The sequence below is a fragment of the Micropruina sp. genome, from assembly GCF_047607385.1.
Classification (GTDB): Bacteria; Actinomycetota; Actinomycetes; order Propionibacteriales; family Propionibacteriaceae; genus Micropruina.
Genome location: NZ_JASGDE010000133.1, coordinates 1 through 26691, shown reverse-complemented (window position 1 = coordinate 26691; position 26691 = coordinate 1). Strand labels below are relative to the sequence as shown.

Below are 26691 nucleotides of genomic sequence, written 5' to 3'. Positions count from 1 at the left end.
CGGCGTCGGCGTCGGCGTCGGCGTCGGCGTCGGCGTCGGCGTCGGCGTCGGCGTCGGCGTCGGCGTCGGCGTCGGCGTCGGCGTCGAGCAGGATCTCAGGCGCCGTGACCGACGAGCAGCAGGCTGTTGGAATGTGGCTGGGCGGCCGGTGCGTGCGGGCGCAGATGGCGGGGCCGGATCGGCCGCAGTACCAGATTGCCGCCGCAGTTCGGGCAACTCCAGTGCGGGAAGGTGGCTGCGCAACTCGCGCACCAGGTGCACTCGAAGGAGCAGATGTAGACCTCGAGGTCGTCGTCGGCAAGTTCCCGGCCACACCGCTCGCAGTCGCGGCGATACTCCAGCATGTGCCTGTCCTTTCGCGCTGGGTACGTCTACTTCGGTGCCAGGCGGAAACCGCCCACCCGAAGCCACGCTTCCCACCGCGCACAGCGGCGATAAGCCGCACAGGCGAGATGATGGTAGTAGGAACGCCGTCGGCCGAATCGCTCCATTCCCCCCAGATTGGAACGATTCGGTCAACTGCGTCTCAGTGTCCCCCCGACATGGGTAACTGTAGTGAAGGTTTGCTGCCACATCAGTCACCCGTGCGAGTGACACGTTCGCCGGCCAGCCGCCACCCGTCCGGGCCCGGCTCGACCAGGCCCTGCTCGGCGAGCCGGTCGAGGATCGCGAGGCAGCTGGCCAGCGAGACCCCGGCCCGTAGCGACACCTCGCCGGCATCGACCTGGCCGCGCCCGGGAAGCACCTCGTAGACGGCCAGTTCGTCGGCGCTGAGCCGGTCGACCCAGCTGCGCTGGTCGGGCCTGGACGGCGGTTGCCGGCCGAGTGGCCCGACCAGTTCCAGGACGTCCGCCACCCCGGTGCAGAGCACCGCTTCGGCATCGCGGATCAGCCGGTGCGGTGTCGCCGAGGTGGCGCTGTGCACCGGGCCGGGAACCGCCAGCACGATCCGCCGGCAGGCGTTCGCCCAACTGACCGTGTTGCGGGCGCCGCTGCGCCAGGCCGCCTCGACGATGATCGTCGCCGGACAGAGCGCGGCGATCAGCCGGTTCCGGGACAGGAAGCGGGCCCGGGTGGGGTGCTCGCCCGGCGGCAGTTCACTGACCAGCAGTCCATGTCCCGCCACCCGGTGCAACAGGCTGGCGTTGCCCGGCGGATAGGTGCTGTCGAGTCCCCCGGCCATCACCGCCACCGTGGGCGCCGTCGCGGCCAGCGCCCCGGCATGGGCGGCGGCGTCGATGCCGTAGGCCCCGCCGCTGACCACGCTGACGCCCTGCATACCCAGGCCGGCGGCAAGATCGGTGGCGACGGACTGACCGTAGGCGGTGGCTGCCCGCGACCCGACGATGGCGACCGATCGCTCCGCGACCGCGGCCAGGCTGCCCTCGCCCTTCAGCCACAACCCGAACGGCATGCCGCCCATCTTCTGCACCGGCTCGCCGGTGGACAGGTCGTCCAGGGCGGCGGGCCAGTCGGGATCGCCGGGCACCACGAATCGGAGCCGGTTGCGCCGAGTCGCCCGGTGCACGGCCGCCAGGTCGACGGCCTGTGCCCTGGCCGCCCAGCGGGACCGCGATCCCGGCTCCCGCAGGGACGCCAGCACCGCCTCCGCACCCTGCTCGTCGACGGCCGCCGTCACCTCCAGGTTGCCGGGCTCCACGGCGCAGCACAGCGCCATGCGGGCTTCACGGTCGTCCACCGCGCACCTCCGTCAGGTCCAGGCCGTGGCGCATCGCCAAGGCTGTGTGCAGATGGTCCCGGCCCGGGCGTCCGACACCGGCCAAGTCGGCGATGGTCCAGGACAGCCGGATGACCTTGTCGACGCCGCGCGCCGACAGCCGGCCCCGGGCGACCGCCTCGTCGAGCAGCTCGGTGCCGTCCGGCAGCGGAAGCCGGCGTCGTAGTGCCGGCCCGGGAACTTCACCGTTGGTGCGCCAGCCGTGCTCGGCGAGCCGGTGTCGTTGCCGTTCCCGCGCCTCCGCGACCCGCGCGGCGACCGCGGCCGACGACTCTCCCCCGCCGAGCGCCGCCTTCAGGTACGACCGCGACATCGGACGCAGCTGATGACGGATGTCGACCCGGTCGAGAATCGGTCCCGAGATCCGCTCGGTGTAGCGGCGCACCGCCATCGGCGCGCAGCGGCATTCCGCACCGGCGGTGCCGGCGTTGCCGCACGGGCATGGATTGGAAGCCAACACCAGCTGGAAGCTGGCCGGATAGGTGGTCTGTGCGGCGGCCCGGCCGAGCACCACCCGTCCGGACTCGAGCGGCACCCGCAGCGCCTCCAGCACTCGGGGCGAAAATTCGGGGGCTTCGTCCAAGAGCAGCACGCCGCGATGGGCCCGGCTGATGCTGCCCGGCTGGGCGACGCGGGCGCCACCGCCGACGACGCTGGCCAACGACGCGGTGTGGTGCGGATCGGCATAGGGCGGACGCCGAATCAGTCCGCCGTCCAGTGGCAACCCGGCCAGGGAGTGGATCGCCGACACCTCCAGTGCCTCGGCGGTGTCCAGGTCGGGCAGGATGCCCGGCAATCGTTCGGCGAGCAGGGTCTTGCCGACCCCGGGAGGCCCGTGGAAGAACAGGTGGTGTCGCCCAGCGGCCGCCACCTCGAGAGCCCATTTGGCCTCCAGCTGACCGGCCACGTCGCTCAGGTCCTTCGTCGGCGGAACCTCTCGTTGCGTCTCCATGGACTGCTCCGGCGGCGGCTTCGGCGGGTCTCCGACCAGTACCGAGACCAGGTCGAGCAGGTCGTTCACTCCCCACAGGGTGAGGCCGTCGACCAGTTGGGCCTCACGTAGCTGAGCGGCGGGCACCACGGCCGCGGCGAAGCCGGCGGACGCCGCCGCCAGCAGGGCCGGCAGCAGGCCGCGGACCGGCCGGACTCGTCCGTCCAGGCCCAGTTCGCCGAACAGCACCAGCCGCTCCAGCACGGTGCGGTCGAATCTGTCCGCGGCCGCGGACACCGCCGCGACGATGGCCAGATCGAAATGCGATCCGGCTTTCGGCAAGGTGGCGGGCGACAGGTTGACGGTGACCAGTTGAGCCGGCCACCCCAGTCCGGTGGCGTGCACCGCCGCCCGGCACCGCTCGCGGGCCTCGGCCAGCGCGGCGTCCGCCAGGCCCACGATCACCATTCGCGGCAAACCTCCGCCGATCGCGGCCTCCACCTCGACGATGGTGCCCTCGACTCCCACCAGGGCCACCGAGAAGGCCCGCGCCGGCGTCACTGCCCGACTCCTTCCAGATGGGTGATCCGCGGTCGTCCGTCGCGCGGCAGCAGGACGCCGATGGCGTCCAGTCGGTACTCCGGCACCCAGTCGGGTTGCTCGCCCAGCCAGGTCAGCGCCAACCGCCGCAGCCGAGCGACCTTGGCGGCAGTGATCGCCTCCAGCGGGTCACCGAAGCCCGTGCCGGTGCGGCACTTCACCTCGCAGAACACCAGCACCGGCAGCGGGTCGGCGGTGTGCGCGATGATGTCGACCTCGCCCAGCGAACATCGCCAGTTCCGTTCGACGATCGTCCAGCCCTGCCGCACCAGATGCTGAACCGCCGCTACCTCGCCCGCCCGCCCCACCGCATTTCGCTCCACGCCCTCACTGTGGGCACCTGGACGCGGAAGTGTTCAGAATCGACGAAGCCTGTGGACAACCCCTGTGGAAGGCAGGGGGCGGACATCGGTCCGGTCGCGGTGAACCGGAAAGGAACCCTCCCCTGAACCGGAAGGAACCGTCCCCGAGAACCGTCCCCGGATCTCGACACGCTCGACCGGCGGAAGACCCGGCGAGCCGCGCTCAGAGGTTCTCGGGCACCTTCAGCTCGCTGTGCGCGATCTCTTCGATGGAGACGTCGCGGAAGGTGAGCACCTTGGCCGACTTCACGAACCGGGCCGGGCGGTACATGTCCCACACCCAGGCGTCGCCCATGGACACCTCGTAGTAGACGTCGCCGCCCTCGGTGCGCACCTTCAGGTCGACCGCGTTGCACAGGTAGAAGCGCCGTTCGGTCTCCACCGCGTAGGTGAAGATCCCGACCACGTCCTTGTACTCCCGGTACAACTGGAGTTCGAGTTCGCTCTCGTACTGTTCAAGATCTTCGGCGCTCATAGCGTGCCCACTCTATCCGAGGTCCCACTCCCCGCGGAGTTGCGGAGCCGGAGCGAGGATACGTCGTCGCCGGTCGTTGTCACGCCGGCTGCCGCCGACCCACCGCCGCGGCTGCCCGGCGGACGTTCTCGAACCGGAACCGGTGGATCTCGCAGGGTCCGTGCCGATCCAGGTGCTGCTGGTGCAGCGGCGTGCAATACCCCTTGTGGATGTCGAACCGGTAGTCGGGCCAGCGCTCGTGGGCGGCGGTCATGATGCGGTCCCGGGTGACCTTGGCGACGACGGACGCCGCCGCCACGCAGCCGGCCACGGCGTCCCCCTTCCAGACCGCGAGGGACGGCACGCCGAGCCCGTCGACACCGAAGCCGTCGGTCAGCACGAAGTCGGCGGTGGCATCCAACCGGCACACCGCCCGGCGCAGGGCCTGGATGTTGGCCACGTGCATGCCGAGCCGGTCGCATTCGTCCGGCTCGATCAGCACCACCGACCAGGCCACCGCCTTGACCATGATCTTGTCGTAGCACCGCTCCCGCTGGGCCGGCGAGAGCAGCTTGGAGTCCCTCAGCCCGGTCACCTGGGCAGCGGGGGTGCTGCCGAGAATCACCGACGCCGCCACCAGCGGACCGGCGCAGGCGCCGCGTCCGGCCTCGTCGGCGCCGGCGATCAGCGAGAAGCCGGCCCGGCGGAGTGCCCGCTCGTAGCCGTACAGACCCGCGTCCCGGCGCAGCACGAACGCCATGACGAACTCAGCAGGGAGGTATCTGTCCGGTGATCACCGGGCGGTCGGGTGCCGGGGCCGTGGGCCCGGGGACATGCGCGAAAGTGTCCGGACGCGATAAGCCCCGCCATCGATCGAACGGGTAGACGATCGCCACCGCCGAACCCACCACATCGGCCTCCGGTACGAACGCGGCGATGCCTTCGGTGCCCTCGGTGAGGTGGCAGCGAGAATCCTGGGAGTTGTTCCGATGGTCGCCCATCACCCAGATCCGGCCCTTCGGCACGATCACGTCGAACGGCATCGCGGACGGCGCCACCGTCTCGCCACCCTCGGAATACAGGTAGCTGCCCTCGTCCAGCGGTTGGCCGTTGACCGTGATCCGGCCCTGCACGTCGCAGCACTTGACATGGTCGCCGGGCAGCCCGATCACCCGCTTGATCAGGTGATTCGAGCTCTCGTCGGGGGCCAGGCCGATGAAGATCAGCGCCTTGCGGACCGGATCGGTCTCTTCCTCCGGTTCGGCCAGCCAACCCTGGGTGTCGCGGAACACCACGACGTCGCCCCGGGACCAGCCGGCGACCTTCTGCACCATCACCCGGTCGCGGATCAGCAGCGTGTTCTCCATCGACCCCGAGGGGATGACGAACATCTGCGCGATGAACAGCCGCAGCAGCGTGGAGGCCACCAGCGCGCCGATCACCACGATGGCGATCTCCTTGGCCCACATGCCGGCCACCCGGCCGGCCGAGGGCTTGGCGGTGGGGGGTGAGTCACTCACCGCGCGCCTCCTGCCTCGTGCTCGTGTCCGCAGCCCGGCGGACGGCTCAGCGGTCCCGCTTTTCCTTGATCTTGGCCGCCTTGCCGCGCAGGCCGCGCAGGTAGTACAGCTTGGCACGCCGGACGTCGCCGCGGCGCTCAACCTCGATCTTGTCGATGATCGGGGAGTGCAGCGGGAAGGTCCGCTCCACGCCGGTGCCGAAGCTCACCTTGCGGACGGTGAACGCCTCGCCGATGCCGCTGCCGGTCCGCGAGATCACCGCTCCGGCGAAGACCTGGATACGGGAGCGGTTGCCCTCGACGACCTTCACGTGCACCCGCACGGAGTCGCCCGGGCGGAAGTCGGGAATGTCGGAGCGCAGGGAGGCCGCGGTGATCTCGGCAACGAGCTTGTTCATGTCTGATTCCTCGCCGGTGCCACAGGACACCTCGTGGTTCGTCTGATTCGCCGGTGCAGACACCTTCCCCCTGTGGCAGGGGCGTCCGGCACCGAGGATCAAGTCTGCCATATGCCCTGCCCGGCCCCGAAATCGCCGCTTCCCTGCGGTCGTCCACGCGAGCGCTCGCCCTGGGAAGTGCCGATCCATGCCGTTCGAGCGAGGACCTGCCCGGCGGGACTGATCAGCGCTCGCCTAACTATTTGGGGCTCGCTGAGTTCAGCGAGCCCCAAATAGTTAGGCGAGCGCGGGATGGGCCGACGGTGCGGACGGGCCACCGGCCGCACCGGACCGGTGTGCCCTACTTACCGTTCTCGGCGTACTTACCCTTCTCGCCGTACGTGTCCCTCTCGGAGCCGCTACTTGTCCTTCTTGAACAGGGCGTGCATCAGGTCGCGGTTCAGCTGACTGATGGTGTCCAGCGGAATCCCCTTGGGGCAGACCGCCGCGCACTCGCCGATGTTGGTGCAGCCGCCAAAGCCCTCGGCGTCGTGCTGCGCCACCATGCCCTTGACCCGGGACCAGCGTTCCGGCTGGCCCTGCGGGAGCATCGCCAGGTGGGTGATCTTGGCCGAGGTGAACAGCATCGCCGAACCGTTCGGGCAGGCCGCCACACAGGCGCCGCAGCCGATGCAGGTGGCGGCATCGAAGGCGCGGTCGGCGTCCACCTTGGGCACCGGGAGGGCGTTGGCGTCCTGGGCGGCACCGGTGTTCACCGAGATGTAGCCGCCGGCCTGGATGATCCGGTCGAAGGCGCTGCGGTCGACCACCAGGTCCTTGATCACCGGGAAGCCGCCGGCCCGCCACGGCTCGACGTCGATGGTGGCCCCGTCGGCGAACGAGCGCATGTGCAGCTGGCAGGTGGTGGTCGGCACCGGCGAGGACGCCCGTCCGTGCGCGGAGCCGTTGATCACCACGCCGCACATGCCGCAGATGCCCTCGCGGCAGTCGTGGTCGAAGGCGACCGGCTCGATGCCCTCGACGGTGAGCTGCTCGTTGAGCAGGTCGAGCATCTCCAGGAACGACATGTCCGGGCTGACGTCGGTCAGCTGGTAGGTCTGCATGGCCCCCTTGGCGTCGGCGTTCGCCTGCCGCCAGACCCGCAAAGTGATGTTCACTTGTAACTCCGTTGCTTCAGCTCGATGAACTCGTATTCCAGCGGTTCCTTGTGCAGCACGGGCACGTCGCCGGTGTACTCCCAGGCTCCTACGTAGAGGAACTCGTCGTCGTGCCGCAGCGCCTCGCCGTCCGGGGTCTGCGACTCGGCCCGGAAGTGGCCGCCGCAGGACTCTCGCCGGTGCAGCGCGTCGATGCACATCAGCTCGCCGAGTTCGAGGAAGTCGGCGACCCGTCCGGCCCGCTCCAGGGTCTGGTTGAACTCCTCGTTCTGCCCGGTCACCTTGACGTCGCGCCAGAACTCGGCGCGCAGCTCGCGGATCAGCCCGATCGCCTTCTTCAGGCCGGCCTCGGTGCGCTCCATGCCGCAGTACTCCCACATGATCTGGCCCAGCTCCTTGTGGAAGGAGTCGACCGTGCGGCTGCCCTGGATCGACAGCAGCGTGTCGATCCGCTCCTGGACGCTGCGCACCGCGGCGACCACCTCGGGATGCTCCGGGGTGAGCTTCGGGAACGGGCCGTCGGCCAGGTAGTCGTTGATGGTGTTGGGCAGCACGAAGTAGCCGTCGGCCAGGCCCTGCATCAGGGCGGACGCCCCGAGCCGGTTGGCGCCGTGGTCGGAGAAATTGCACTCGCCGGTGGCGTACAGCCCGGTGATCGTGGTCATCAGGTCGTAGTCGACCCAGACCCCGCCCATCGTGTAGTGCACCGCCGGGTAGATCCGCATCGGCACCTCGTAGGGGTCCTCCGCGGTGATCTGGGCGTACATGTCGAACAGGTTGCCGTACTTGGCCGCCACCCCGTCGCGTCCGATCCGCTTGATCACGTCGGCGAAGTCGAGGTAGACGCCGCGGCGCACCATCTTCACCGAGCCGTCCTGCTGCTTCTCGGCCACCGCCGGGCCGACGCCGCGGCCCTCGTCGCACATGTTCTTGGCCTGCCGGGAGGCGATGTCGCGGGGCACCAGGTTGCCGAACGCCGGGTAGATCCGCTCCAGGTAGTAGTCGCGGTCATCCTCGGGGATCTGCCGCGGGTCCTTCTCGCAGTCCTCGGCCCGCTTCGGCACCCAGATCCGTCCGTCGTTGCGCAGCGACTCGCTCATCAGGGTCAGCTTGGACTGGGTGTCGCCGTGCACCGGGATGCAGGTCGGGTGGATCTGGGTGTAGCACGGGTTGCCGAAGTAGGCGCCCTTGCGGTGCGCCCGCCAGCCGGCGGTGACGTTGCAGCCCATCGCGTTGGTGGACAGGAAGAAGACGTTGCCGTAGCCGCCGGTGGCCAGCACCACGGCGTCGGCCAGGTGGGTCTCGATCTCGCCGGTGACCATGTCGCGGGCGATGATGCCGCGGGCCCGTCCGTCCACCACGATCAACTCGAGCATCTCGTGCCGGGCGTACATCTTCACCGTGCCGGCGGCCACCTGGCGCTCCAGCGCCTGGTAGGCGCCGATCAGCAGCTGCTGACCTGTCTGGCCGCGGGCGTAGAAGGTGCGCTGCACCTGGACGCCGCCGAAGGAGCGGTTGTCCAGCAGGCCGCCGTACTCACGGGCGAACGGGACGCCCTGGGCGACGCACTGGTCGATGATCGCCGCGCTCACCTCGGCCAGCCGGTAGACGTTGGTCTCCCGGGCCCGGTAGTCGCCGCCCTTGACCGTGTCGTAGAACAGCCGGAAGGTCGAGTCGTTGTCGTTGCGGTAGTTCTTGGCCGCGTTGATGCCGCCCTGGGCCGCGATGGAGTGGGCCCGGCGGGGGCTGTCCTGGTAGCAGAAGTTGAGCACGTTGTATCCGGCCTCGCCCAGCGACGCCGCCGCGGCACCGCCGGCCAGGCCGGTGCCGACGATGATCACCGTCAGCTTGCGCCGGTTGGCCGGGTTGACCAGCTTGGCCTCGAACTGCCGCTTGGCCCACTTGCCCTCGATCGGGCCCGCCGGCGCCTTGCCGTCGCGCAACTCGGAGCCGACCTGCCACAGCGGCGTGCCGCCGGTCGCGACGTCCTCACGCTCGATGGTCTGGGTTGCCATCACTTCACCACCCCGAACAGCACCGAGAGCGGTGCAATCATGAATCCGACGTACAGCAGTATCGCGACCGCGTAGGCGATGATGTTGAACCACTTGCGGGCGGTCGCCGATGTGTTCGCCCCCAGCGTCGCGAAGGCGCTCCAGAACCCGTGCCGGATGTGCATGCACACCGTCACCATCCACAGCGCGTAGGCCAGCACCAGCCACCACTGCTGGAACGAGAGCACGAACATCTCATACGGCCCGGACTCGCCGGTGAACCCGGTCTTGATGGTCTTGGAGGTGAACTGGAGGATGTGGAAGACCAGGAAGCCGGCCAGGATGACGCCGCCCCAGCGCATGGTGCGCGCCGAGTAGGTCTGCTGGATCGACTTGGAGGTCACGTACTTGGTGCCCCGCGCCCGCCGTGCCCGGATGGTGAGGGTGGCCGCCGACCAGACGTGCAGCACGATCGAGGCCAGCAGGAAGAACCGGAAGATCCAGATGAACCAGCCCTTCGGCACCAGCGGGTAGAGGATGTCCCCCTTGAGCCACTCGGCGTAGTGATCGAAGGACTCGGCACCGAAGAAGACCTTCAGGTTGCCGTACATATGCATGAGCAGGAACCCGATCATGATCAGGCCGGTTACCGCCATCAGGACCTTCATCGCCACCGATGAGCGGACGGCCCGAGCGCGCGGGGAAAGAGTCGTCGTCGCCACGGAAGCCACACTATTCCCCTGACGGGGACGCCGTCGGACGCATCGGCAAAGTCGCGCCGGGTGAGACGGCCGATCTCGCGCACTGGCCCGCCCGCCGGTCCGGACGCCGCCCCGATCAGGCCCGGACGACCACCGCACCGAGGCCCATCCGGACGCCGCACCGACGCCCCGGCCCGGGGAGCCTGCGCCGGCCGGTGCGGGCCCCGGCACAGCGACGCCGGCACCGCGTCCGGAGCCCCGCGGATACCGACCGACGACTTTCCGGGCGACAGGAAATTACGTGAATCATTGATTCGTTGCCGCCGCCGAAGCGGGGCTCTTATGCTCAGGGCCACCCACTCGGCCATCAATAACCCCAATCAGGTCGTGTCGCACGGGCCGCATCGCCGCGGCCGCTCGGACAAGCAGACGGAGGCAAGAAACGTGTCGGACAGCTGGCTCGCTCTGGACAGCAAGGTGGTCATCGTCACCGGTGGCGCCTCGGGCATCGGAAAGCACATCGTGGCCGGCCTGCGGCGGGTCGGCGCCCAGGTAGCCTGCCTGGACCTCTCGGTGGCCGACGGCGTCGATCCGGAGACCGGCGCCCACAACTACAGCGTGGACGTCACCGATCCGGCCTCGGTGGAGAGCGTGGTGGCCCGGGTCTGCGCCGACCTGGGGGCGCCCACCACGCTGGTCAACAACGCCGGGGTGAACCTGCCCCGGCTGCTGGTCGACGTCCAGGGCGAGCGCAAGGACTACGAGCTGAACACCGAGTCCTTCGACTTCATGTTCAACGTCAACGTGAAGGGCGTCTTCCTGATGGCCCAGGCGGTGGCCCGGCACCTGGTCGCGGCCGGCTCCGGCACCATCATCAACGTCACCTCCGAGGCCGGCACCGAAGGCTCGAAGGGGCAGTCGGCGTATTCGGCGTCCAAGGCGGCGGTGAACGGATTCACCCTGTCCTGGGCGAAGGAACTGGGCCCGTACGGGGTGCGGGTGGTGGGCATCGCGCCGGGCATCCTGGAGCCGACCGGGCTGCGCAGCCCGGCCTACAACGAGGCGCTCGCCTACACCCGCGGCACCACCGTGGACAACCTCTCCCCCGACTACGCCAAGGTGATCCCGATCGGACGCGCCGGCAAGCTCGACGAGATCGCCGACCTGGTCTGCTACGCGGCCTCCGACCGGGCCAGCTACATCACCGGAACCACCCTCACCATCACCGGAGGAAAATCGCGCGGCTGACGCCGATTCCGCGTGTCCAGCCACGGCTGGACGGCTGCGCCGTGCCCCGACGAGGATGATCCGGATCCCCGCCGCTGCCGCCGACGAGGGCGGCCGGGGATCCGGGTCCATCCGGACCCCACACACCGAAGGAGTCGACGATGACCAAGCAGCAGTACCTGCTCGGCTGCGACATCGGCACGGGGAGCAGCAAGGGCGCCTTGACCACGCTGGACGGCACCGTGGTGGCGCTGTCGGAACAGATCCATCACCTGTCGCTGCCGCGTCCCGGCTGGGCCGAGATGGACGCCGAGGGCGTCTGGTGGGCGGACTTCCTGGCCATCTGCGCCGACCTGGTGCCGCACGCCGAGGGCGGCACCATCGCCGCCGTCGGGGTGAGCGGGATCGGCCCCTGCATCGTGCCGGCGGACTCCGCCGGGCAGCCGCTGCGGCCGGCCATCCTGTACGGCATCGACACCCGGTCGACGGCCGAGACCGCGGAGATCATGGAACGCTACGGCGAGGACCGGATCACCGCCGTCGGCGGCAACCCGATGAACGCCCAGTCGATCGGCGGCCGGATGCTGTGGCTGCAGCGCAACGAGCCGCAGGTGTGGGAGCGCACCCGGTACTGGTTCATGGCCAGCAGCTACCTGGGCTACCGGCTGACCGGCGCCTACGTGCTGGACCACGTCTCGGCGTCCTATTCCGAACCCCTCTACGACGTCGCCAACGGTCGCTGGGTCGAGGAGTGGTGCACCGACCTGGCCCCCGAGCTGCGGATGCCGGAGCTGGTCTGGCCGGCGCAGGCCATCGGCGGGGTCACCCCGACCGCGGCGCTGCAGACCGGCCTGCCGGTGGGCGTCCCGGTGGTGGCCGGCACCATCGACGCGTTCGCCGACGCGATGAGCGTCGGGGTACGGCATCCCGGTGAGGCGGTGCTGATCTACGGCTCCACGATGACCGTGGTGCAGGTCACCGACACCTTCCGGCCCTGCCGCCCGCTGTGGGTGAACGCACACCTGTTCCCGGGCACCTACAACCAGGCCGCCGGCACCGCGACCAGCGGATCGCTGACCAAATGGCTGCGCGACCTGATCGGCACCGACGCCGACTTCGGCTCGCTGACCACCGCCGCCCGGGCCGTGCCACCCGGCTCCAACGGCCTGGTGGCACTGCCCTACTTCGCCGGGGAACGCTCCCCGCTGCTCGACCCGGACGCCCGCGGCGTGCTGCTCGGACTCACCCTGGACCACGGCCGCGGCCACCTCTACCGGGCCCTGCTGGAAGCCACCGCGTACGGCGTCGCGCACATTCTGGAGGCGATGCGGGAGACCGGAACCAGCGCCCAGCGGGCCTTCGCGGTGGGCGGCGGCATCACCGGCGGGCTGTGGCCGCAGATCGTCTCGGACGTGACCGGGCTGACCCAGGAGATCACCGAGCAGTCGGTGGGCGCCTGCTACGGCGACGCGATGCTGGCCGGCGTCGGCGCCGGGCTGATCGCCGAGGACGCCGACTGGGCCACCCGGACCGGCGTCGTCGAGCCGAACCCGGCCGCCCAGGAGGCCTACCAGCCCTACTACCGGACCTTCCGCGAACTGCACCGGGCCACCGCCGGGCTGCAGCACCGGATGGCCGACCTGCAACGCAGGGGGCCGGGATGACGAGATCCGCGCAGCACGGCCGGGCGCCGCGTTCCGCCGGGCCCGGCAGCACCCCCCGCCCCGGCCGGGTCCGCACCGGTGAGGACCGGCCGTGAACCGCCGCGCCGAGATCCTGCTGCACCTGGAGCGCCGGCTGTCGGCACCGCCGGAGATCCTGATGCGCCGCCTCGACGTGGGCGCCCGGACCATCGCCAACGACGTCCAGGACCTCAACACGGTGCTCGCCGGCGCCGCCTCGGTGCGGCTCGACAAGGGCCGATACCGGCTCTGGGTGATCGACCGGGAGCGCTATGCGCAGCTCCGCGGCGAACTGGTCGACCCGGCCCACTCGTTCAACGACCCGATGACCCGGGTCGGCTACGCACTGTCCCGGCTGATCCGGGCGGACGTGCCGGTGCTCACCGAGGACCTGGCCCGGGAGATGTCGATCGGACGGTCCACCGCCATCGTCGACCTGGCCCGGCTGCGGGAACAGGCCGCGCCCTACGGAATCCGGGTGCTGGGGCGTCCGCACGCTGGGCTGGAACTGGACGCAGACGAGTTCGCCGTCCGGCTGCTGGTGCTCGGCGAGCACTACGAGACCGTCTACGCCGGCTACCCGCTGGACGACGAACTGGCCCGGCCGCTGGACGACGCGGTGGCGGAGTTCCAGCTCGGCGTTCGGATCGCCGAGGAGATCCGCCGCTGGTACACCGTGATGCTGGACCGGGCGCTGACCGGCCACGGCCTGGAGCACCTGCCCGAGGCCTACCACCGGGTCACCGAGCTGCCCGCGTACGACTTCGGACGCCGGGTCACCGACGCCGTCCAGGCGTCCATCCAGATCGACCTGCACCCGGCCGAGGCGGTCTTCCTGGCCCTGCCGCTGGCCGGCATGCACACCCCCCGCGACGAGAGCCGGCTGGCCCGCTTCCCGGTGGCCGACGAGATCCCCGGGCTGGTGCAGCGGATCCTGGACCAGATCTCGGTGGAGATGGGCATCCGGATCCCGCCCACCGCGCTGCTCAAGGAGTTCGTGCACCACCTCACCTTCATGGTGAACCGGCTCCGGTTCCGGGTGCCGTCGGCCGAGGTGGCCGCCGCCGACCTGCGAACCGCCTACCCGGTGGCGTTCCGGATGGCGAGCATCGCCTCGACGATCATCGAGCGCGACCTGGAACTGACCATCACCGACGACGAGCTCGGTTTCATCGCCAGCTACTTCCAGGTCTTCCTGGAGGAGCGCAAGACCTCCAGCACCCCCGCCTACCGGGTGGCCGTGGTGACCCCGGTGGGACGGGTGTCGGCCCGGCTGCTGCAACTCCAGTTGGCCAAGATCCTGGCCGAGACCACCCAGTACACCCTGCTGTCGCTGGACGAGGCGTTCCCCGAGACGCTGAACACCTTCGACCTGGTGGTCTCCACCACCGCCCAGCCGCTGCACACCTCGTCCGCGCTGATCCAACTGGCCGAGGTGTTCGATCCCGACGAGCTGCTGGGCCACATCAACCGGCTCCGGTTCGACCAACAGGCGGCGATTCCGCTGGGCGCCAGTTCACGCTCGCTGCTGGCCACCCTGCTGGGCCGGGACCGGTTCGTCGTCCTCGACCCGGCGGCGAGCTACCGGCAGAACCTGGACGCGATGATCGACCGGCTGGTCGAGCTGGACCTGGTCGACGAGGAGTTCCGCACCGCCCTGCACGAGCGGGAGTCGCGGGCCAGCATGGCGCTCGACCCCTACATCGCCTTCCCGCACGCCACCCTGCCCGGCCACGCCGAGCGGATCGTCTTCGCCCTCGGCGCGATCCCCCGGGACGCCGGCGAGCCGGGACTGCGGATGATCGTGCTGATGGGCGTACCGGAGAAGGCCGACTACGACGACACCGTCCTGGTCGACGTCTACGACGAGATCATCCGGCTGGCCGCGGACCATCCCCACCTGGACCAGCTCTGCCGACTGAACAGCTACGAACAGGTCTTCCTGCACCTGACCAGCAAACCCGACAACCCACAGAAGGGATGACCAGATGAACTTCTGGTTCCTGATCGTCGTACTGGCCGCCACCTACCTGCTGCAGGTGGGCCTCTCGGTCTTCCAGATGCGCGACTTCGCCACCAGCTACGGCGCCCTGCGCCGGCGCGGCAAGATCGCGATCGGCAAGCGCAAGACAGCCTTCAGCGCCGGCTCGATCGCGATGTTCCTGATCGACGCCGAGGGCACCGTCACCGAGGCCACGGCGATCTCCGGGCTGACCGTGCTGGCCCGGTTCAAGCCGTTGCAGGGTTTCGACGGCATGCACATCAGCCAGGTCGCGGACGGGCCGATCGCCCGGCTCCCCCGCCCCCTGCGGCTGGCCATCCTGAACGCCCGCGACAACTGGCTGGCCGTTCAGCGTGGCGAAACCCCCCAAGATCCGCCCGGACCCCTGACCCGCTTCCTCGCTCGATTCCGCAGGTCACAGGCTTCCGCACCCCGGGCCGACCGCGCACCCCGCGCGGTTCACACAGAAGGAGTTACCTCATGAATTTCTTCGTCGCCGCTGCCGAATGGTTCATCAACCTGTTCCGGGCCGGCGCAGAGACCTTCATCCGTTGGATGACGGGCATCGTCCCGTTGATCCTGATGTTGCTGATCGCCATGAACTCGCTGATCGCGCTGATCGGCGAGGACCGGATCAACCGGTTCGCGGTCAAGGCCGCCGGCAACCCGATCTCGCGCTACATGATCCTGCCGTTCGTCGGGGCGTTCATGCTGGCCAACCCGATGGTGCTGACCCTGGGCCGGTTCCTGCCGGAGCGCTACAAGCCGTCCTACGCGGCCGCGGGCATGCAGTTCTGCCACACCAGCAACGGCATCTTCCCGCACATCAACCCGGGCGAGCTGTTCATCTGGCTGGGCATCGCCAACGGCATCACTCAGCTGGGACTGCCCACCGCCGACCTCGCCATCCGCTATCTGCTGGTCGGCCTGGTGATGAACTTCATCGGCGGCTGGAGCACCGACTTCATCACCCGCTGGGTGGAGAAGCAGCAGGGCGTCACGCTCAAGACCGAACTCGCGCACCACCACTGAGCGCCGCGCGAACAGGAGAAATGACATGACCTACAACAGCATCATCGTCGAGCGCGGCAACGGCGGCTACGGCGGCCCGCTGACCATCACCCCGACCGAGACCAAGAACAAGATCGTCTACATCGTCGGCGGCGGCGTCCGTCCGGACGTGGTCGACCGGATCGCCGAACTGACCGGCGCCGAGCCGGTCAACGGCTTCAGCACCGCCGTGCCGGACGAGGAGACCGCGGTCGCCGTGATCGACTGCGGCGGCACGCTGCGCTGCGGCCTGTACCCCAAGAAGGGGATCCCGACGATCAACATCATGCCGACCGGCAAGGCCGGGCCGCTGGCCCAGTTCATCCACGAGGGCATCTACGTCTCCGCGGTCGGCCCGGACAACGTCCGGCTCGCCGACGAGGCGGCCACCGTCGCGGCGGCAGCGGCCAGCAGCACCACCGAGGCCGCGCCGGCGTCCGCGGCACCCGCCGAGTCGGCGTCGGAGAAGGTGACCTACTCCTCGGACAAGAAGATCTCCGAGACCCTGGCCGCCAAGCGCAACAAGAGCTGGCTGGAGAAGATCGGCCTGGGCGCCGGCAAGGTCGTCGCCGTCTTCTACCAGGCTGGACGCGACGCGATCCAGACCCTGCTGACCACGATCCTGCCGTTCATGGCGTTCGTGGCCATGCTGATCGGCATCATCAACGCCTCCGGGTTCGGCAACTGGCTGGCCAGCTTCCTGATCCCGCTGGTCGGCACCGGCTTCGGCATGATCGTGCTGGGCCTGATCTGCTCGCTGCCGTTCCTGTCCCCGCTGCTCGGCCCGGGCGCGGTGATCGGCCAGATCATCGGCACCCTGATCGGCGTGGAGATCGGCAAGGGCAACATCCATCCCAGCCTGGCGCTGCCGGCGCTGTTCGCGATCAACACCCAGAACGGCTGCGACTTCATCCCGGTGGCGCTCGGCCTGGCCGAGGCCGAGGCGGAGACCGTCGAGGTCGGCGTCCCCTCGGTGTTGTACTCCCGGTTCATCAACGGCGTCCCCCGGGTCGCCGTGGCCTGGCTGGCCTCGATCGGCCTGTACTCCACCAGCTGACCGTCATACCATCCCATCCGCGCCGCCCGGTGACCACCACGCTCGCCGGGCGGTGCACCCCCACCCCACCCGTCAGGAAAGGAAAACCATGTCCCAGATCTTCGGCACCACCGTCCAAGGGATCGGCAGCGAGGCCGCAACCTTCGCCGATCAGGGGATGTACGTGCTGTTCGGCGACAATGCGCCGGCCGCACTCGCCGACTTCTGCTACACCATTGCGATGAACCCCACCACGGCCGAGATCGTGCCCGGCCAGACCCTGATCCTGGACGGCGCCAGCTTCCCGGTGACCGCGGTCGGCAGCCTGGTCCGCAAGAACCTGGACGGCCTGGGCCACATCACGATCAACTTCGACGGCGCCGCCGAGGCCGCGCTGGAGGGCAACCTGCATGTCGCCGGCAGCGCGCCGGCGCTCACCGTCGGCTCGACCATCGTCATCGAGGGCTGAGCCGGAATGCTGATCCGCGCGGTGGCGGTGGGTGATCGCCAGGGGCTGCACGCCCTGGTCGCCCATGCCCTCGCGGCCGCCGCCGCGGGCTTCACCGCGTCGGTCTGGGTGAGGCACGGCGGACGTCGTGCCTCACTCACCGACCCCGTCCAGGTGCTGGCGTTGGCCGCCCCGGCCGACGCCGTGGTCACCGTGCTGGCCGACGGACTGGACGAGGCCGACGCCCTGGACGCCATCTGCGCCATCATCGAGCGCGGCACGGACGCCTCCGCCGGTACCCCGCCGGAGTGATCCGCGGGCGGGCCGGCGCCCGGGTCAGGCCGGCTCGCCGGCGTCCTGCGCGGTTCCGGTCAACAGATCCGGACGCCGCTCCCGGGTCCGCCGCAAGGCCTGCTCCCGGCGCCAGGCGGCGACCTGGCCGTGATGCCCGGACAGCAGCACGCCGGGGACGCTCAGCCCGCGCCAGGTCTCCGGCTTGGTGTAGGCCGGGTATTCCAGCAGGTTGTCGTGGCCGGGCGCGTGCGATTCCTCGATCAGCGAGGCCGGGTTGCCGAGCACCCCGGGCAGCAGCCGCACCACCGACTCGATGATCGCCAGCGCGGCCACCTCGCCGCCGTTCAGCACGTAGTCGCCGAGGCTGACCTCGGCGATCCGCATCCGGGTCGCCGCGTGTTCCACCACCCGGGCGTCGATGCCCTCGTAGCGTCCGCAGGCGAAGATCAGCCGCCGTTCGACCGCCCACTGCTGGGCGATCTCCTGGGTGAACGGCGTTCCCGACGGCGTCGGCACGATCAGCACCGGCTGGTCGGCCTCGGTACCCGGGACGGCGAGCAGCTCGTCCAGCGCCTCACCCCACGGCTCGGGCTTCATCACCATGCCGGCGCCGCCGCCGTAGGGGGTGTCGTCGACGGTGCGGTGCCGGTCGTGGGTCCAGCGGCGCAGGTCGTGCACCGCGACGTCCACCAGGCCGGATTGGATCGCCTTGCCGACCAGCGACAACTGCAGCGGTGCGAAGTACTCGGGAAAGATGGTGACGATGTCGAGCCGCATCAGTTCTCCTCCAGCGGGACGTCCTCGGCCCGTACGTCCTCAGTCGGCCCATCCTCAGTCGGCACGTCCTCGACCGGTACGTCCTCGAACAGGCCGGGCAGGTCGACCACTTCGACGAATCCGCCGTCCAGGTCGACCACCGGCACCAACTCGTTGACGAACGGCACCAGGCTCTCGTCGGTCTCGGTGCGGACCACCAGCAGGTCCTGCGCCGGGTTGTGCACCACCGAGGTGATCTGCCCGATGGTGGCGCCGCCGACCCGCACCTGCAGGCCGATCAGCGCCACGTCGTGGAAGCCGCCCTCGGCGTCCTCACCGGCCTGGACGCGGGCCCACAGCCGGGTGCCGCGCAGCAGCTCGGCGCGGGAGCGGTCGGTGTAGCCCCGGAAGCCGATCAGCAGCACGTCGCCCTGCCAACGGCTGGCGGTGACCTCCAGCGGGCTGCCCTTGGCGTCGTCGGCCCGCAGCACGGCGCCGACGGCGAACCGGTCCTCGGGGAAGTCGCTGTGCACCCGGACGGTCACCTCGCCACGCAGACCGTGCGGGCGTCCGACCGTGCCCACCACCACATCGACGTCGGAACTCATCGGTTCTCCTTTCAGCACCGGAATACGCGGACGCCCCCGAGCAGGCTCAGGGGCGTCCGGTTGGTTGTTCGCGGTCAGCGGCGACGCTGGCGCCGGTCCACGTCGACGAAGTCGACCCGTACCGTCTCGCGTCCGGCCAAGGCGCCGACGACGGTGCGCAGCGCGCCCGCCGTCCGGCCCTGGCGTCCGATCACCTTGCCGATGTCCTCGGGGTGGACGCGCACCTCGAGGGTGCGCGGACGACGCCGGTTCGACTCGGAGACCCGGACCTCGTCCGGATTGGCGACCAGGCCGCGCACCAGGTGTTCCAGGGCGTCGGCGAGCACGATCAGGCCTCGTCGGCGGGCTCGGCGGCCTCGGCCTTCTTGCCCTTGCTGATCGCGGCCGTGCTCGGCGCGTCGTCGGCCTCGGCCAGTGCGGCGTTGAACCGGGCGACCTTGTCGACCTTCTCCGGCTGCGGCGCGATGCCCGACTCGGAGGTGTCGCCGGTGAACTTCTGCCAGTCACCGCTGCGCTTCAGGATGGTCACGACGGCCTCGGTCGGCTGGGCCCCGACGCCGAGCCAGTACTGCGCGCGCTCGGAGTTGACCTTGATGACCGACGGGTCGTTCTTCGGCTGGTACAGGCCGATCTCTTCGATCGCCCGGCCGTCGCGCTTGGTGCGCGAGTCCATGACGACGATGCGGTAGTGCGGCGAGCGGATCTTGCCGAGCCGCTTCAAACGAATCTTGACAGCCACGTGTGTGGTTTCTCCTGTGGGAAAGCCTGAGCAACGTCTGCCAGGCTGGACGGGTGAGGCCGACCCCCATTGTGGGGAATGGGTGCTGGTCTCGGGTGGACCGCCCGAGCCGGAGGTGAGAGGGCACCGACGCGGACGACGCGCCCCATATTGTGCCAGATCGACGGCCCCGCCAGCGAATCCGGCGGTCGCGGGTCAGCCGCCGACCAGAGCCAGGTCCGCCCGGTCGTGGGCGGCGTCGTCGACCACGAAGGCGGTCAGCCGTCCGACCACCAGGTGCCCGTTGCCGAAGTTGAGCACGGCGTGCAGCCGGCACTCCATGTGCAGCGGCGAATCCACCGGGCGCTGCACCGCGACGGTGTCGGCACCCTCCAGCGGCAGCCCGCCGGCCACCTCGCACCGGTCGGGGTGCAGTTCACCGAGCAGGGCCTCGGCGCGCTGCACGCTGTCGGCGGTGGCGAACGACACCACGAACTCGTGGCTGTGCTCGATGTTGGCCAGCGTCTGCGGCTCACCGAACAGGGTCACCCCGACCATCGGCGGGTCGGCCGAGACCAGGGTGACGAAGCTCTGCGCGGCCAGCCGCGGCTGCGCCTCGCCACCGCGGGTGCTCACCCAGGCCAGCGGACGCGGAACCAGATCGGTGAGCGCCTCACGGACCGCGCCGTAGGCGAGGTGGCGGGCGGTGTAGACACGTTTGGGCACGCCCGAATTCTCCCCGACCGCCCGGCTCGGCGCGGTCGGTCCGGCCACTCCCGGGCAGCGGCGAGACGGCGTATCTCACGTTGTGGCGGCGTGGTTAGAGTTCCGCAGGCAGGGGCGGCCAACCGATAGTGCCTACCGGCGGAATCTCCTACTCGGCGGGTTCCAGTTCAAGCCCGAGCCAGTCGGCCAGTGCGGCGATCTCGGCGGCGACGTCCGCCTGCTGGGTCGCCGACCAGGCGGTGTCGCGGTGGACGGCGAAGACTCGAAGCACCCCGGCCCTGCGGTCGGCCTTGGCGTCCAGCTTCCCGATCAGGGCATCGCCGTGCAGGATCGGGAGCGCGAAGTACCCCCAGCGCCGCTTCGCCGCCGGCTTGTACATCTCCAGCACGTACGCGAACCCGAACAGCGCCTCGGCCCGGGCCCGGTCGAAGACCAGCCGGTCGAACGGCGACAGCAGCGCGGTCCGTCCGTGGAAGGGGCGGGCGAGGTCGTCCAGGCCCACCGGATCGACCCGCCACTCACCGGGGACGCCCTCCACGATCGCCGGCTCCCCCGCCGCGCCGACGTCCATCCGCTCCAGCGGCACCTCGGTCTGCTTGGCCCGGGCGATGCCGAGGGATTGCAGTCGGCGCTGGTCGCGGCGGGCGTCCACCTCGGCGTCGGGGACTTCGGGCAGATCGGGGTACCAGCGTTCGGCGAGATCCCAGCGGCGCTCGCGGCCCCGGCGTCCGGCGATCGCCACCTCGCCGAGCCTCACCAGCAGTTCGAGCATCTGGGTGACGTTGCGGTTGTTGGTCCAGCCGGTGGACCCCCAGGGCTGCTGCGCGGTGTCGGGGATCTCACCGGTGAGCAGCGGACCCCGGTCGCGCAGCAGAGCGAGGATGTCGCGCCGGAAGCGATCGTTGGCCGCCACCCAGTCGGCGGTCGTGGCATAGCGCAGCGGACGCCGCATCAGCGCTCGGTACAGCGGAAGGTCGGCGATGGCCCGGTACATGCCGTCGTACTCGAAGACGGTCTTGTCGGTTTCCACGGCGTCCTGGAGGTGGGCGTGCTCGTAGCCGCCACCCAGCCGCGTCCAGAGAATATGGTCCTCGCTAGGGGCGATGGCGCTGGTCGGGTCGATGTTCAGCACCGTCAGCTCGTCGACCACCTCGGCGACCAGGGCCGGACGTTCGGCGTCCAGCAGTTGCGCGCGGACGGCCAGCCGCCGGGCGTCCCGCCTGCTCAACCGGTGCGGTTCCATGACCGGACAGTAGTCCCGGAGGAACTCCCCGGTGGCATGACGCGACAGCGCCACCCGACGGGAGAACGCGGAGGTGACGGAAGGACAGAACTCACCGACCGAAGAAATACCGATTTCCGCCCTCGATTCCGGATCAGGCCAGACTCAAACGATTTAGCTATCATCGAGTGCGGAAATCGGTATTTCGTGGGGCAGAGAATTGCGTCAGGCGGCGGATCCGCCCACCACGCGGCCGTTGAGGATGATCAGCGTCGGCTCGCGCACCACCGAGATGTTCACCCGCGGATCCTCGGCGAACACCACGATGTCGGCCGGCGCACCCTCCTCGATGCCGGGATGCCCCAGCCAGCGACGCGCATTCCAGGACGCCGCACCGAGCGCGAAGTCGTTGCCGCCGACCTGGGCCAGCAATTCGATCTCGGACGCGATCAGCCCGTGGCCGTGGACGCCGCCGGCGTCGGTGCCGGCATAGACCGGGACGCCGGCGTCCACCGCCTTGCCGATGGTCTCGAACCGCCGGGCGTGCAGCGCCCGGATATGCGCGGCGTAGCGCGGGAATTTGGCCTCCCCCGCCGCCGCGAACTTCGGGAAGTTCTCCAGATTCACCATGGTGGGCACCAGCGAGACCTGGCGCTCCGCCATGGCGGCGATGGTGTCGTCGTCGAGGCCGGTGCCGTGCTCGATGCCGTCGATCCCGGCGTCCACCAGTTCGGCGACCGAGCGTTCGTCGAAGCAGTGCGCGGTGACCCGGGCGCCATGCTCGTGGGCCGCTTCGATCGCCTCCTTCGCGACCTCCGTGGGCCACAGCGGGGTCAGGTCGCCGGCGTCCCGGTCGATCCAGTCGCCGACGATCTTGACCCAGCCGTCCCCGCGTTCGGCCTGGGTGACCACCTCGTCGACCAGCTGGTCGGGTTCGACCTCTTCGGCGAAGTTGCGCGAGTAGCGCTTCGGCCGGGCGATGTGCCGTCCGGCCCGGACGATCTTCGGCAGGTCCTCCCGGTCCTGCAGGAACCGGGTGTCCAGCGGGGACCCGGCGTCGCGCAGCAGCAACGCACCCGCCTCGCGATCAGTGATCGCGTGCTCCTCGGCGCGCTCCTCACTGACCGCGCCGTGCGATTCCAGCCCGACGTGACAGTGGGCGTCCACCAGGCCCGGCATGATCCAGCCCTCGGTCACGATGGTGATGGCGTCCGCGATCGGCTCGAAGCTGATCACGCCGTCATGCAGCCACAGATCGCGCTCGTCCCCCTCCGGCAGCACGACACCGCGCAGGTGCAGCCGCTGCGGCGGGCCGACCGGAACCTCACTGCGGACGTGGGTGTGGGTGTGCCCGTCGTGGGTGTGCGTCAGCGAGGTCAGCGGCCCCAGACCGGGCGGCAGGTCATGGCTGTGGGTCATGGTCCGATCCTGTCACCACTGCCGCATCGCCGGTCGATCTGCGGGAAACCGGCCATCAGCCGACTGGCGCCATCGGGAGCGACTGACGCTGTGCAGGGCGGCAGTGGTTCGCGAGGGCGCCACTGCCGATCGGGTCTCGACGAACTCGACCGACGGGTGGGGCAGGAAACGGGTGGTGCTGGGTCAGCGCGGACCCTGGTTCTTCTGGTTGAACATCTTCTGCAGGTCCGGCGGCAGCTGGAAGTCGCCCAGCGCCTTGGCCAGCTCGGCGTCGGACGGCTTGCCGGCACCACCCAGGCCGAAGGCGTCCGCCGGGTTCCACTCGGGCTGCTGCTGCGCGGCCGGGAGCGCGGCGGGGCCGGCGGCACGCTTCGCCGGGTTGCCGGAGACTCCCTTGCCGCGCTTCGGCTTGGCCGCCTGGCGCTGCGGCTGGCGGCGTCCGCCTGGCAGGCCGGGGATGCCGCCCATCTGGCCACCCAGCTGCTGCATCATCTTGCGGGCGTCGAAGAAGCGGTTGACCAGGCTGTTCACGTCGGTGACCGTGGTGCCGGAGCCCTTCGCGATCCGGGTCCGGCGGGAGCCGTCCAGGATCTTCGGGTTGGCCCGCTCGGCCGGCGTCATCGACTTGATGATCGCCTCCAGGCGGTCGATCTCACGCTCGTCGATGTTGTTGATCTGGTCCTTCATCTGACCCATCCCGGGCATCATCCCGAGGATCTTGGACAGCGGACCCATCCGGCGCACCGCCTGCATCTGCTGCAGGAAGTCGTCCAGACCGAACTCGCCGCGTCCGCCGAGGAGCTTCTCGGCCGCCTTCTGGGTCTGCTCGGCGTCGAAGGTCTTCTCGGCCTGTTCGATCAGGGTGAGCACGTCGCCCATGCCGAGGATGCGGGACGCCATCCGGTCGGGGTGGAAGGCGTCGAAGTCCTTCAGGCCCTCGCCGTTGGAGGCGAACATGATCGGCTTGCCGATCACCTTGGCGATGGACAGCGCGGCACCGCCACGCGCGTCGCCGTCCAGCTTGGTGAGCACCACCCCGTCGAAGCCGACACCTTCGGCGAACGCGCTGGCGGTGTTCACCGCGTCCTGGCCGATCATCGCGTCGACCACGAACAGCACCTCGGTGGGGTTCACCGCGGCCCGGATGTCGGCGGCCTGCTGCATCAGTTCGGCGTCGATGCCGAGCCGGCCGGCGGTGTCGACGATCACCACGTCGTAGAGCTTGCTCATCGCGTGCAGGATCGAGGTGCGCGCCACCTGCACCGGGTCGCCGACGCCGTTGCCCGGCTGCGGGGCGTAGACGTGGACGCCGGCGCGCTCACCGACCACCTGGAGCTGGTTCACCGCGTTCGGACGCTGCAGGTCGGCGGCGACCAGCAGCGGCGAGTGGCCCTGGCCCTTGAGCCAGAGGCCGAGCTTGCCGGCCAGGGTGGTCTTACCGGAGCCCTGCAGGCCGGCGAGCATGATCACCGTCGGCGGACGCTTGGCGAACCGCAGCGGACGGGCCTCGCCGCCGAGGATCGCGATCAGCTCCTCGTTGACGATCTTGATGATCTGCTGGCTGGGGTTGAGTGCCTTGTGGATGTCGGCACCGACGGCACGCGCCTTCAGGTTGGCGATGAACTCCTTGACCACGCCCAGGTTGACGTCGGCCTCGAGCAGCGCCAGCCGGATCTCGCGCGCGGTGGCGTCGATGTCGGCCTCGGACAGCCGGCTCTTGCCGCGCAGGTTCTTGAAGACCTCGGAGAGGCGGTCTTGCAGGGTGTCGAACAACGGGCTTCCTCACGCAGTCGGATGTCCCGGTCATCTTACCGGTACCCCACCGGACGCCGTCCGCGGCGCGGGCCCGGCCCCGTCGGGAGCGGCTCAGTTGGGACGGGCTCAGTCGGGAACGGCTCGAGTCGGGACGGCTCAGTCGGTAAGCAGGGCGTCCACGAACGCCTCCGCCTCGAACGGCACCAGGTCGTCCACGCCCTCGCCCAGGCCGATCAGCTTCACCGGGACGCCGAGTTCGCGCTGCACCTGGACCACGATGCCGCCCTTGGCGGAGCCGTCCAGCTTGCTCAGCACGATGCCGGTGATCTGCACCACCTCGGCGAACACCCGGGCCTGGATCAGTCCGTTCTGGCCGGTGGTGGCGTCGAGCAGCAGCAGCACCTCGGTGACCGGGGCCAGCTTCTCGATCACCCGCTTGATCTTGCCCAGCTCGTCCATCAGGCCGGTCTTGGTGTGCAGGCGTCCGGCGGTGTCGACGATCACCACGTCGGCACCGTCGTCGATGCCGCGCTGCACCGCCTGGTAGGCGACGGCGGCGGGGTCGCCGCCCTCGGGCCCGCGGACGGTCGGGACGCCGACCCGGTCGCCCCAGGTCTGCAGTTGCTCGGCGGCGGCCGCCCGGAAGGTGTCGGCGGCACCCAGCACGACCGTCTTCTCCTCGGCCACCAGCACCCGGGCCAGCTTGCCGATGGTGGTGGTCTTGCCGGTTCCGTTGACGCCGACGACCAGCACCACGGCCGGCTTGCCGTCGGCACCCTGCAGGTTGAGGCTGCGGTCCATGGCGGGGCCGACCAGGTTGAGCAGTTCGTGGCGCAGCACGGCCTTGGCGTGCCCGGGGTCGCTGACGCCGTCCACTGCGAGTTCGCGGCGCAGCGCCTCGGTGAGTTCTTGGGTCGGGCCGACACCGAGGTCGGAGGTGATCAAGGTGGCCTCGAAGTCGTCCCAGACTTCGGCGTCCAGGCGATCCGACGACAGGATGGACAGCAGCCCGCGGGCCAGCGGGTTGTTGCTGCCGGCCAGCCGGCGGCGCAGCCGGGCCATCCGGGTGGCGGGGGCTTCGGGACGCTCCAGGGTGGTGGCGGGCGCGACGGGCGCATCGACGTGCTCCGGGACGACGTCCGTCTCGGCCCCGCTCTCGGGTTCGGCGGGCAGTTCCGGACGCTGCTGCGCCGGGGGCAGTGCCCGCCGGCGAACCAGGACGATGGTGCCGGTGACGACGACCACGAGGGCCAGCACGCCGACGATGAGCCAGGTGATCCAATCCACCGGCTCATGCTACGGGTGGTCGGGGGTTCCTTCGTGGCAGGTCTCGCTGCCTCAGCAGCGAAGGCGGCCGGTGCCGGCCCGGTATGGGCCGTGCCCCCGGGGCTACTTGGCGGAGGTGGCCGACTTCGCCGACGTCGCGGAACTGGCCGAACCGCGTCGGGACGGGATCTCCTCGAAGAACTCGACCAGGCCCTGCGGCGGCTCAGCGTCACCGTTCAAGTGACGGGCGGTCTCGGCCATCACGTTGGCCAGCTCGGGGATCCGCTCACGACCCGCACCCTGCATGCCCATGGCGACGACGGCGACGATGCCGATGGCAACGGCCAGGATCACCACCATCACCAGCAGTGCGACAGCCACGTTTGAGAACCTTCCGGACGGGTTCCTCCAGTATGCCGCATGAACCCCGCCGCTCCGGTCCCGGCCCGCGCGAGGCGTCCCCGCGCTCGCAGGAAGGGTCTGGTCAACGCACCCCTCCCTTCCCGGCGCTCGCCTAACTATTTGGGGCTCGCTGAGTTCAGCGAGCCCCAAATAGTTAGGCGAGCGCGGGGAAGGGGCGGGTGCGTTGACCAGACCCTTCCTGCGAGCGCGGGGACGCCTCGCGCGG

Annotated in this window: 29 protein-coding genes; 8 read left to right on the top strand and 21 right to left on the bottom strand. The window is 70.0% G+C overall.

Annotated elements, in window-relative coordinates; all coding sequences use genetic code 11:
* Nucleotides 1-95: 95 nt before the first annotated feature.
* From QM582_RS12025 to QM582_RS11975, 11 genes are all read right to left on the bottom strand, one after another.
* Complete coding sequence (locus QM582_RS12025) at nucleotides 96-344, bottom strand: DUF1272 domain-containing protein (RefSeq protein WP_415084697.1); 249 nt, start codon at nucleotides 342-344, stop codon at nucleotides 96-98.
* Nucleotides 345-574: 230 nt separating this feature from the next.
* Complete coding sequence (dprA, locus tag QM582_RS12020) at nucleotides 575-1699, bottom strand: DNA-processing protein DprA (RefSeq protein WP_415084695.1); 1125 nt, start codon at nucleotides 1697-1699, stop codon at nucleotides 575-577.
* Nucleotides 1686-3230: a YifB family Mg chelatase-like AAA ATPase gene (locus QM582_RS12015; RefSeq protein ID WP_415084693.1), complete on the bottom strand. Its 1545-nt coding sequence runs from the start codon at nucleotides 3228-3230 to the stop codon at nucleotides 1686-1688. Before QM582_RS12015 ends, dprA begins: the two co-directional genes overlap by 14 nt.
* Nucleotides 3227-3592 carry a YraN family protein gene (locus tag QM582_RS12010; RefSeq protein ID WP_415084691.1) on the bottom strand — a complete coding sequence of 122 codons (366 nt, stop codon included), beginning with the start codon at nucleotides 3590-3592 and terminating at the stop codon, nucleotides 3227-3229. The genes QM582_RS12015 and QM582_RS12010 overlap by 4 nt, the downstream gene beginning before the upstream one ends.
* 202 nt (nucleotides 3593-3794) lie before the next feature.
* The gene (locus QM582_RS12005) at nucleotides 3795-4106 is read right to left on the bottom strand and encodes a DUF2469 domain-containing protein (RefSeq protein WP_264700584.1); all 312 of its coding nucleotides are present in this window, start codon (nucleotides 4104-4106) and stop codon (nucleotides 3795-3797) included.
* Nucleotides 4107-4185: 79 nt separating this feature from the next.
* Entirely contained in the window at nucleotides 4186-4845 is a 660-nt protein-coding gene (locus tag QM582_RS12000; protein ID WP_415084689.1) for a ribonuclease HII, read from the bottom strand.
* 7 nt (nucleotides 4846-4852) lie between these two features.
* Complete coding sequence (gene lepB, locus QM582_RS11995) at nucleotides 4853-5638, bottom strand: signal peptidase I (RefSeq protein ID WP_415084699.1); 786 nt, start codon at nucleotides 5636-5638, stop codon at nucleotides 4853-4855.
* 13 nt (nucleotides 5639-5651) lie between these two features.
* The gene (gene rplS / locus QM582_RS11990; RefSeq protein ID WP_415084688.1) at nucleotides 5652-6002 is read right to left on the bottom strand and encodes a 50S ribosomal protein L19; all 351 of its coding nucleotides are present in this window, start codon (nucleotides 6000-6002) and stop codon (nucleotides 5652-5654) included.
* Between the two features lie 398 nt (nucleotides 6003-6400).
* Nucleotides 6401-7159, bottom strand: a complete 759-nt coding sequence (locus QM582_RS11985) for a succinate dehydrogenase/fumarate reductase iron-sulfur subunit (protein WP_415084686.1) — start codon at nucleotides 7157-7159, stop codon at nucleotides 6401-6403.
* On the bottom strand, nucleotides 7156-9174 hold the full coding sequence (locus QM582_RS11980; protein WP_415084685.1) for a fumarate reductase/succinate dehydrogenase flavoprotein subunit: 2019 nt from the start codon (nucleotides 9172-9174) through the stop codon (nucleotides 7156-7158). The genes QM582_RS11985 and QM582_RS11980 overlap by 4 nt, the downstream gene beginning before the upstream one ends.
* Nucleotides 9174-9809 (bottom strand): succinate dehydrogenase cytochrome b subunit, encoded by a 636-nt coding sequence (locus QM582_RS11975; RefSeq protein WP_415084683.1) that lies wholly within the window; start codon nucleotides 9807-9809, stop codon nucleotides 9174-9176. The genes QM582_RS11980 and QM582_RS11975 overlap by 1 nt, the downstream gene beginning before the upstream one ends.
* Nucleotides 9810-10298: 489 nt before the next feature.
* Here QM582_RS11975 and QM582_RS11970 point away from each other — a divergent pair, with 489 nt between their 5' ends.
* From QM582_RS11970 to QM582_RS11935, 8 genes are all read left to right on the top strand, one after another.
* Complete coding sequence (locus QM582_RS11970; protein ID WP_415084681.1) at nucleotides 10299-11102, top strand: sorbitol-6-phosphate dehydrogenase subunit; 804 nt, start codon at nucleotides 10299-10301, stop codon at nucleotides 11100-11102.
* Nucleotides 11103-11242: 140 nt separating this feature from the next.
* Nucleotides 11243-12745 (top strand): FGGY-family carbohydrate kinase, encoded by a 1503-nt coding sequence (locus QM582_RS11965; RefSeq protein WP_415084680.1) that lies wholly within the window; start codon nucleotides 11243-11245, stop codon nucleotides 12743-12745.
* A 91-nt stretch (nucleotides 12746-12836) separates the two neighbouring features.
* The gene (locus QM582_RS11960) at nucleotides 12837-14747 is read left to right on the top strand and encodes a BglG family transcription antiterminator (RefSeq protein ID WP_415084679.1); all 1911 of its coding nucleotides are present in this window, start codon (nucleotides 12837-12839) and stop codon (nucleotides 14745-14747) included.
* 4 nt (nucleotides 14748-14751) lie between these two features.
* Nucleotides 14752-15249 carry a transcriptional regulator GutM gene (locus tag QM582_RS11955; protein WP_415084677.1) on the top strand — a complete coding sequence of 166 codons (498 nt, stop codon included), beginning with the start codon at nucleotides 14752-14754 and terminating at the stop codon, nucleotides 15247-15249.
* Nucleotides 15246-15797 (top strand): PTS glucitol/sorbitol transporter subunit IIC, encoded by a 552-nt coding sequence (locus QM582_RS11950; protein WP_415084676.1) that lies wholly within the window; start codon nucleotides 15246-15248, stop codon nucleotides 15795-15797. Before QM582_RS11955 ends, QM582_RS11950 begins: the two co-directional genes overlap by 4 nt.
* A 25-nt stretch (nucleotides 15798-15822) precedes the next feature.
* Nucleotides 15823-16872, top strand: coding sequence for a PTS glucitol/sorbitol transporter subunit IIB (locus tag QM582_RS11945; RefSeq protein WP_415084674.1), 1050 nt, complete (start codon nucleotides 15823-15825; stop codon nucleotides 16870-16872).
* Between the two features lie 88 nt (nucleotides 16873-16960).
* Nucleotides 16961-17320, top strand: a complete 360-nt coding sequence (locus tag QM582_RS11940; protein ID WP_415084672.1) for a PTS glucitol/sorbitol transporter subunit IIA — start codon at nucleotides 16961-16963, stop codon at nucleotides 17318-17320.
* A 6-nt stretch (nucleotides 17321-17326) separates the two neighbouring features.
* Nucleotides 17327-17611, top strand: a complete 285-nt coding sequence (locus tag QM582_RS11935; protein WP_415084670.1) for an HPr family phosphocarrier protein — start codon at nucleotides 17327-17329, stop codon at nucleotides 17609-17611.
* 24 nt (nucleotides 17612-17635) lie between these two features.
* On the opposite strand, the gene trmD is transcribed toward QM582_RS11935, so the two are convergent.
* The 10 genes from trmD to QM582_RS11885 form a co-directional block, all read right to left on the bottom strand.
* The gene (trmD, locus tag QM582_RS11930) at nucleotides 17636-18370 is read right to left on the bottom strand and encodes a tRNA (guanosine(37)-N1)-methyltransferase TrmD (RefSeq protein ID WP_415084668.1); all 735 of its coding nucleotides are present in this window, start codon (nucleotides 18368-18370) and stop codon (nucleotides 17636-17638) included.
* Nucleotides 18370-18957 (bottom strand): ribosome maturation factor RimM, encoded by a 588-nt coding sequence (gene rimM / locus QM582_RS11925; RefSeq protein ID WP_415084667.1) that lies wholly within the window; start codon nucleotides 18955-18957, stop codon nucleotides 18370-18372. Before rimM ends, trmD begins: the two co-directional genes overlap by 1 nt.
* Nucleotides 18958-19031: 74 nt before the next feature.
* A complete protein-coding gene (locus QM582_RS11920) occupies nucleotides 19032-19283 on the bottom strand; it encodes an RNA-binding protein (protein WP_415084665.1) in 252 nt (83 codons plus the stop codon).
* Nucleotides 19284-19285: 2 nt separating this feature from the next.
* Nucleotides 19286-19696, bottom strand: a complete 411-nt coding sequence (gene rpsP / locus QM582_RS11915; protein WP_415084663.1) for a 30S ribosomal protein S16 — start codon at nucleotides 19694-19696, stop codon at nucleotides 19286-19288.
* 195 nt (nucleotides 19697-19891) lie between these two features.
* Nucleotides 19892-20401 (bottom strand): flavin reductase family protein, encoded by a 510-nt coding sequence (locus QM582_RS11910; RefSeq protein WP_415084662.1) that lies wholly within the window; start codon nucleotides 20399-20401, stop codon nucleotides 19892-19894.
* 148 nt (nucleotides 20402-20549) lie between these two features.
* Nucleotides 20550-21644 carry a DNA glycosylase AlkZ-like family protein gene (locus tag QM582_RS11905; protein ID WP_415084661.1) on the bottom strand — a complete coding sequence of 365 codons (1095 nt, stop codon included), beginning with the start codon at nucleotides 21642-21644 and terminating at the stop codon, nucleotides 20550-20552.
* A gap of 204 nt (nucleotides 21645-21848) precedes the next feature.
* Nucleotides 21849-23042 (bottom strand): amidohydrolase family protein, encoded by a 1194-nt coding sequence (locus QM582_RS11900; RefSeq protein ID WP_415084660.1) that lies wholly within the window; start codon nucleotides 23040-23042, stop codon nucleotides 21849-21851.
* Between the two features lie 183 nt (nucleotides 23043-23225).
* Complete coding sequence (gene ffh / locus QM582_RS11895; RefSeq protein WP_415084659.1) at nucleotides 23226-24815, bottom strand: signal recognition particle protein; 1590 nt, start codon at nucleotides 24813-24815, stop codon at nucleotides 23226-23228.
* A 138-nt stretch (nucleotides 24816-24953) separates the two neighbouring features.
* Nucleotides 24954-26084 (bottom strand): signal recognition particle-docking protein FtsY, encoded by a 1131-nt coding sequence (ftsY, locus tag QM582_RS11890; RefSeq protein ID WP_415084657.1) that lies wholly within the window; start codon nucleotides 26082-26084, stop codon nucleotides 24954-24956.
* Between the two features lie 102 nt (nucleotides 26085-26186).
* Nucleotides 26187-26444 (bottom strand): hypothetical protein, encoded by a 258-nt coding sequence (locus QM582_RS11885; RefSeq protein ID WP_415084655.1) that lies wholly within the window; start codon nucleotides 26442-26444, stop codon nucleotides 26187-26189.
* Nucleotides 26445-26691 lie beyond the last annotated feature (247 nt).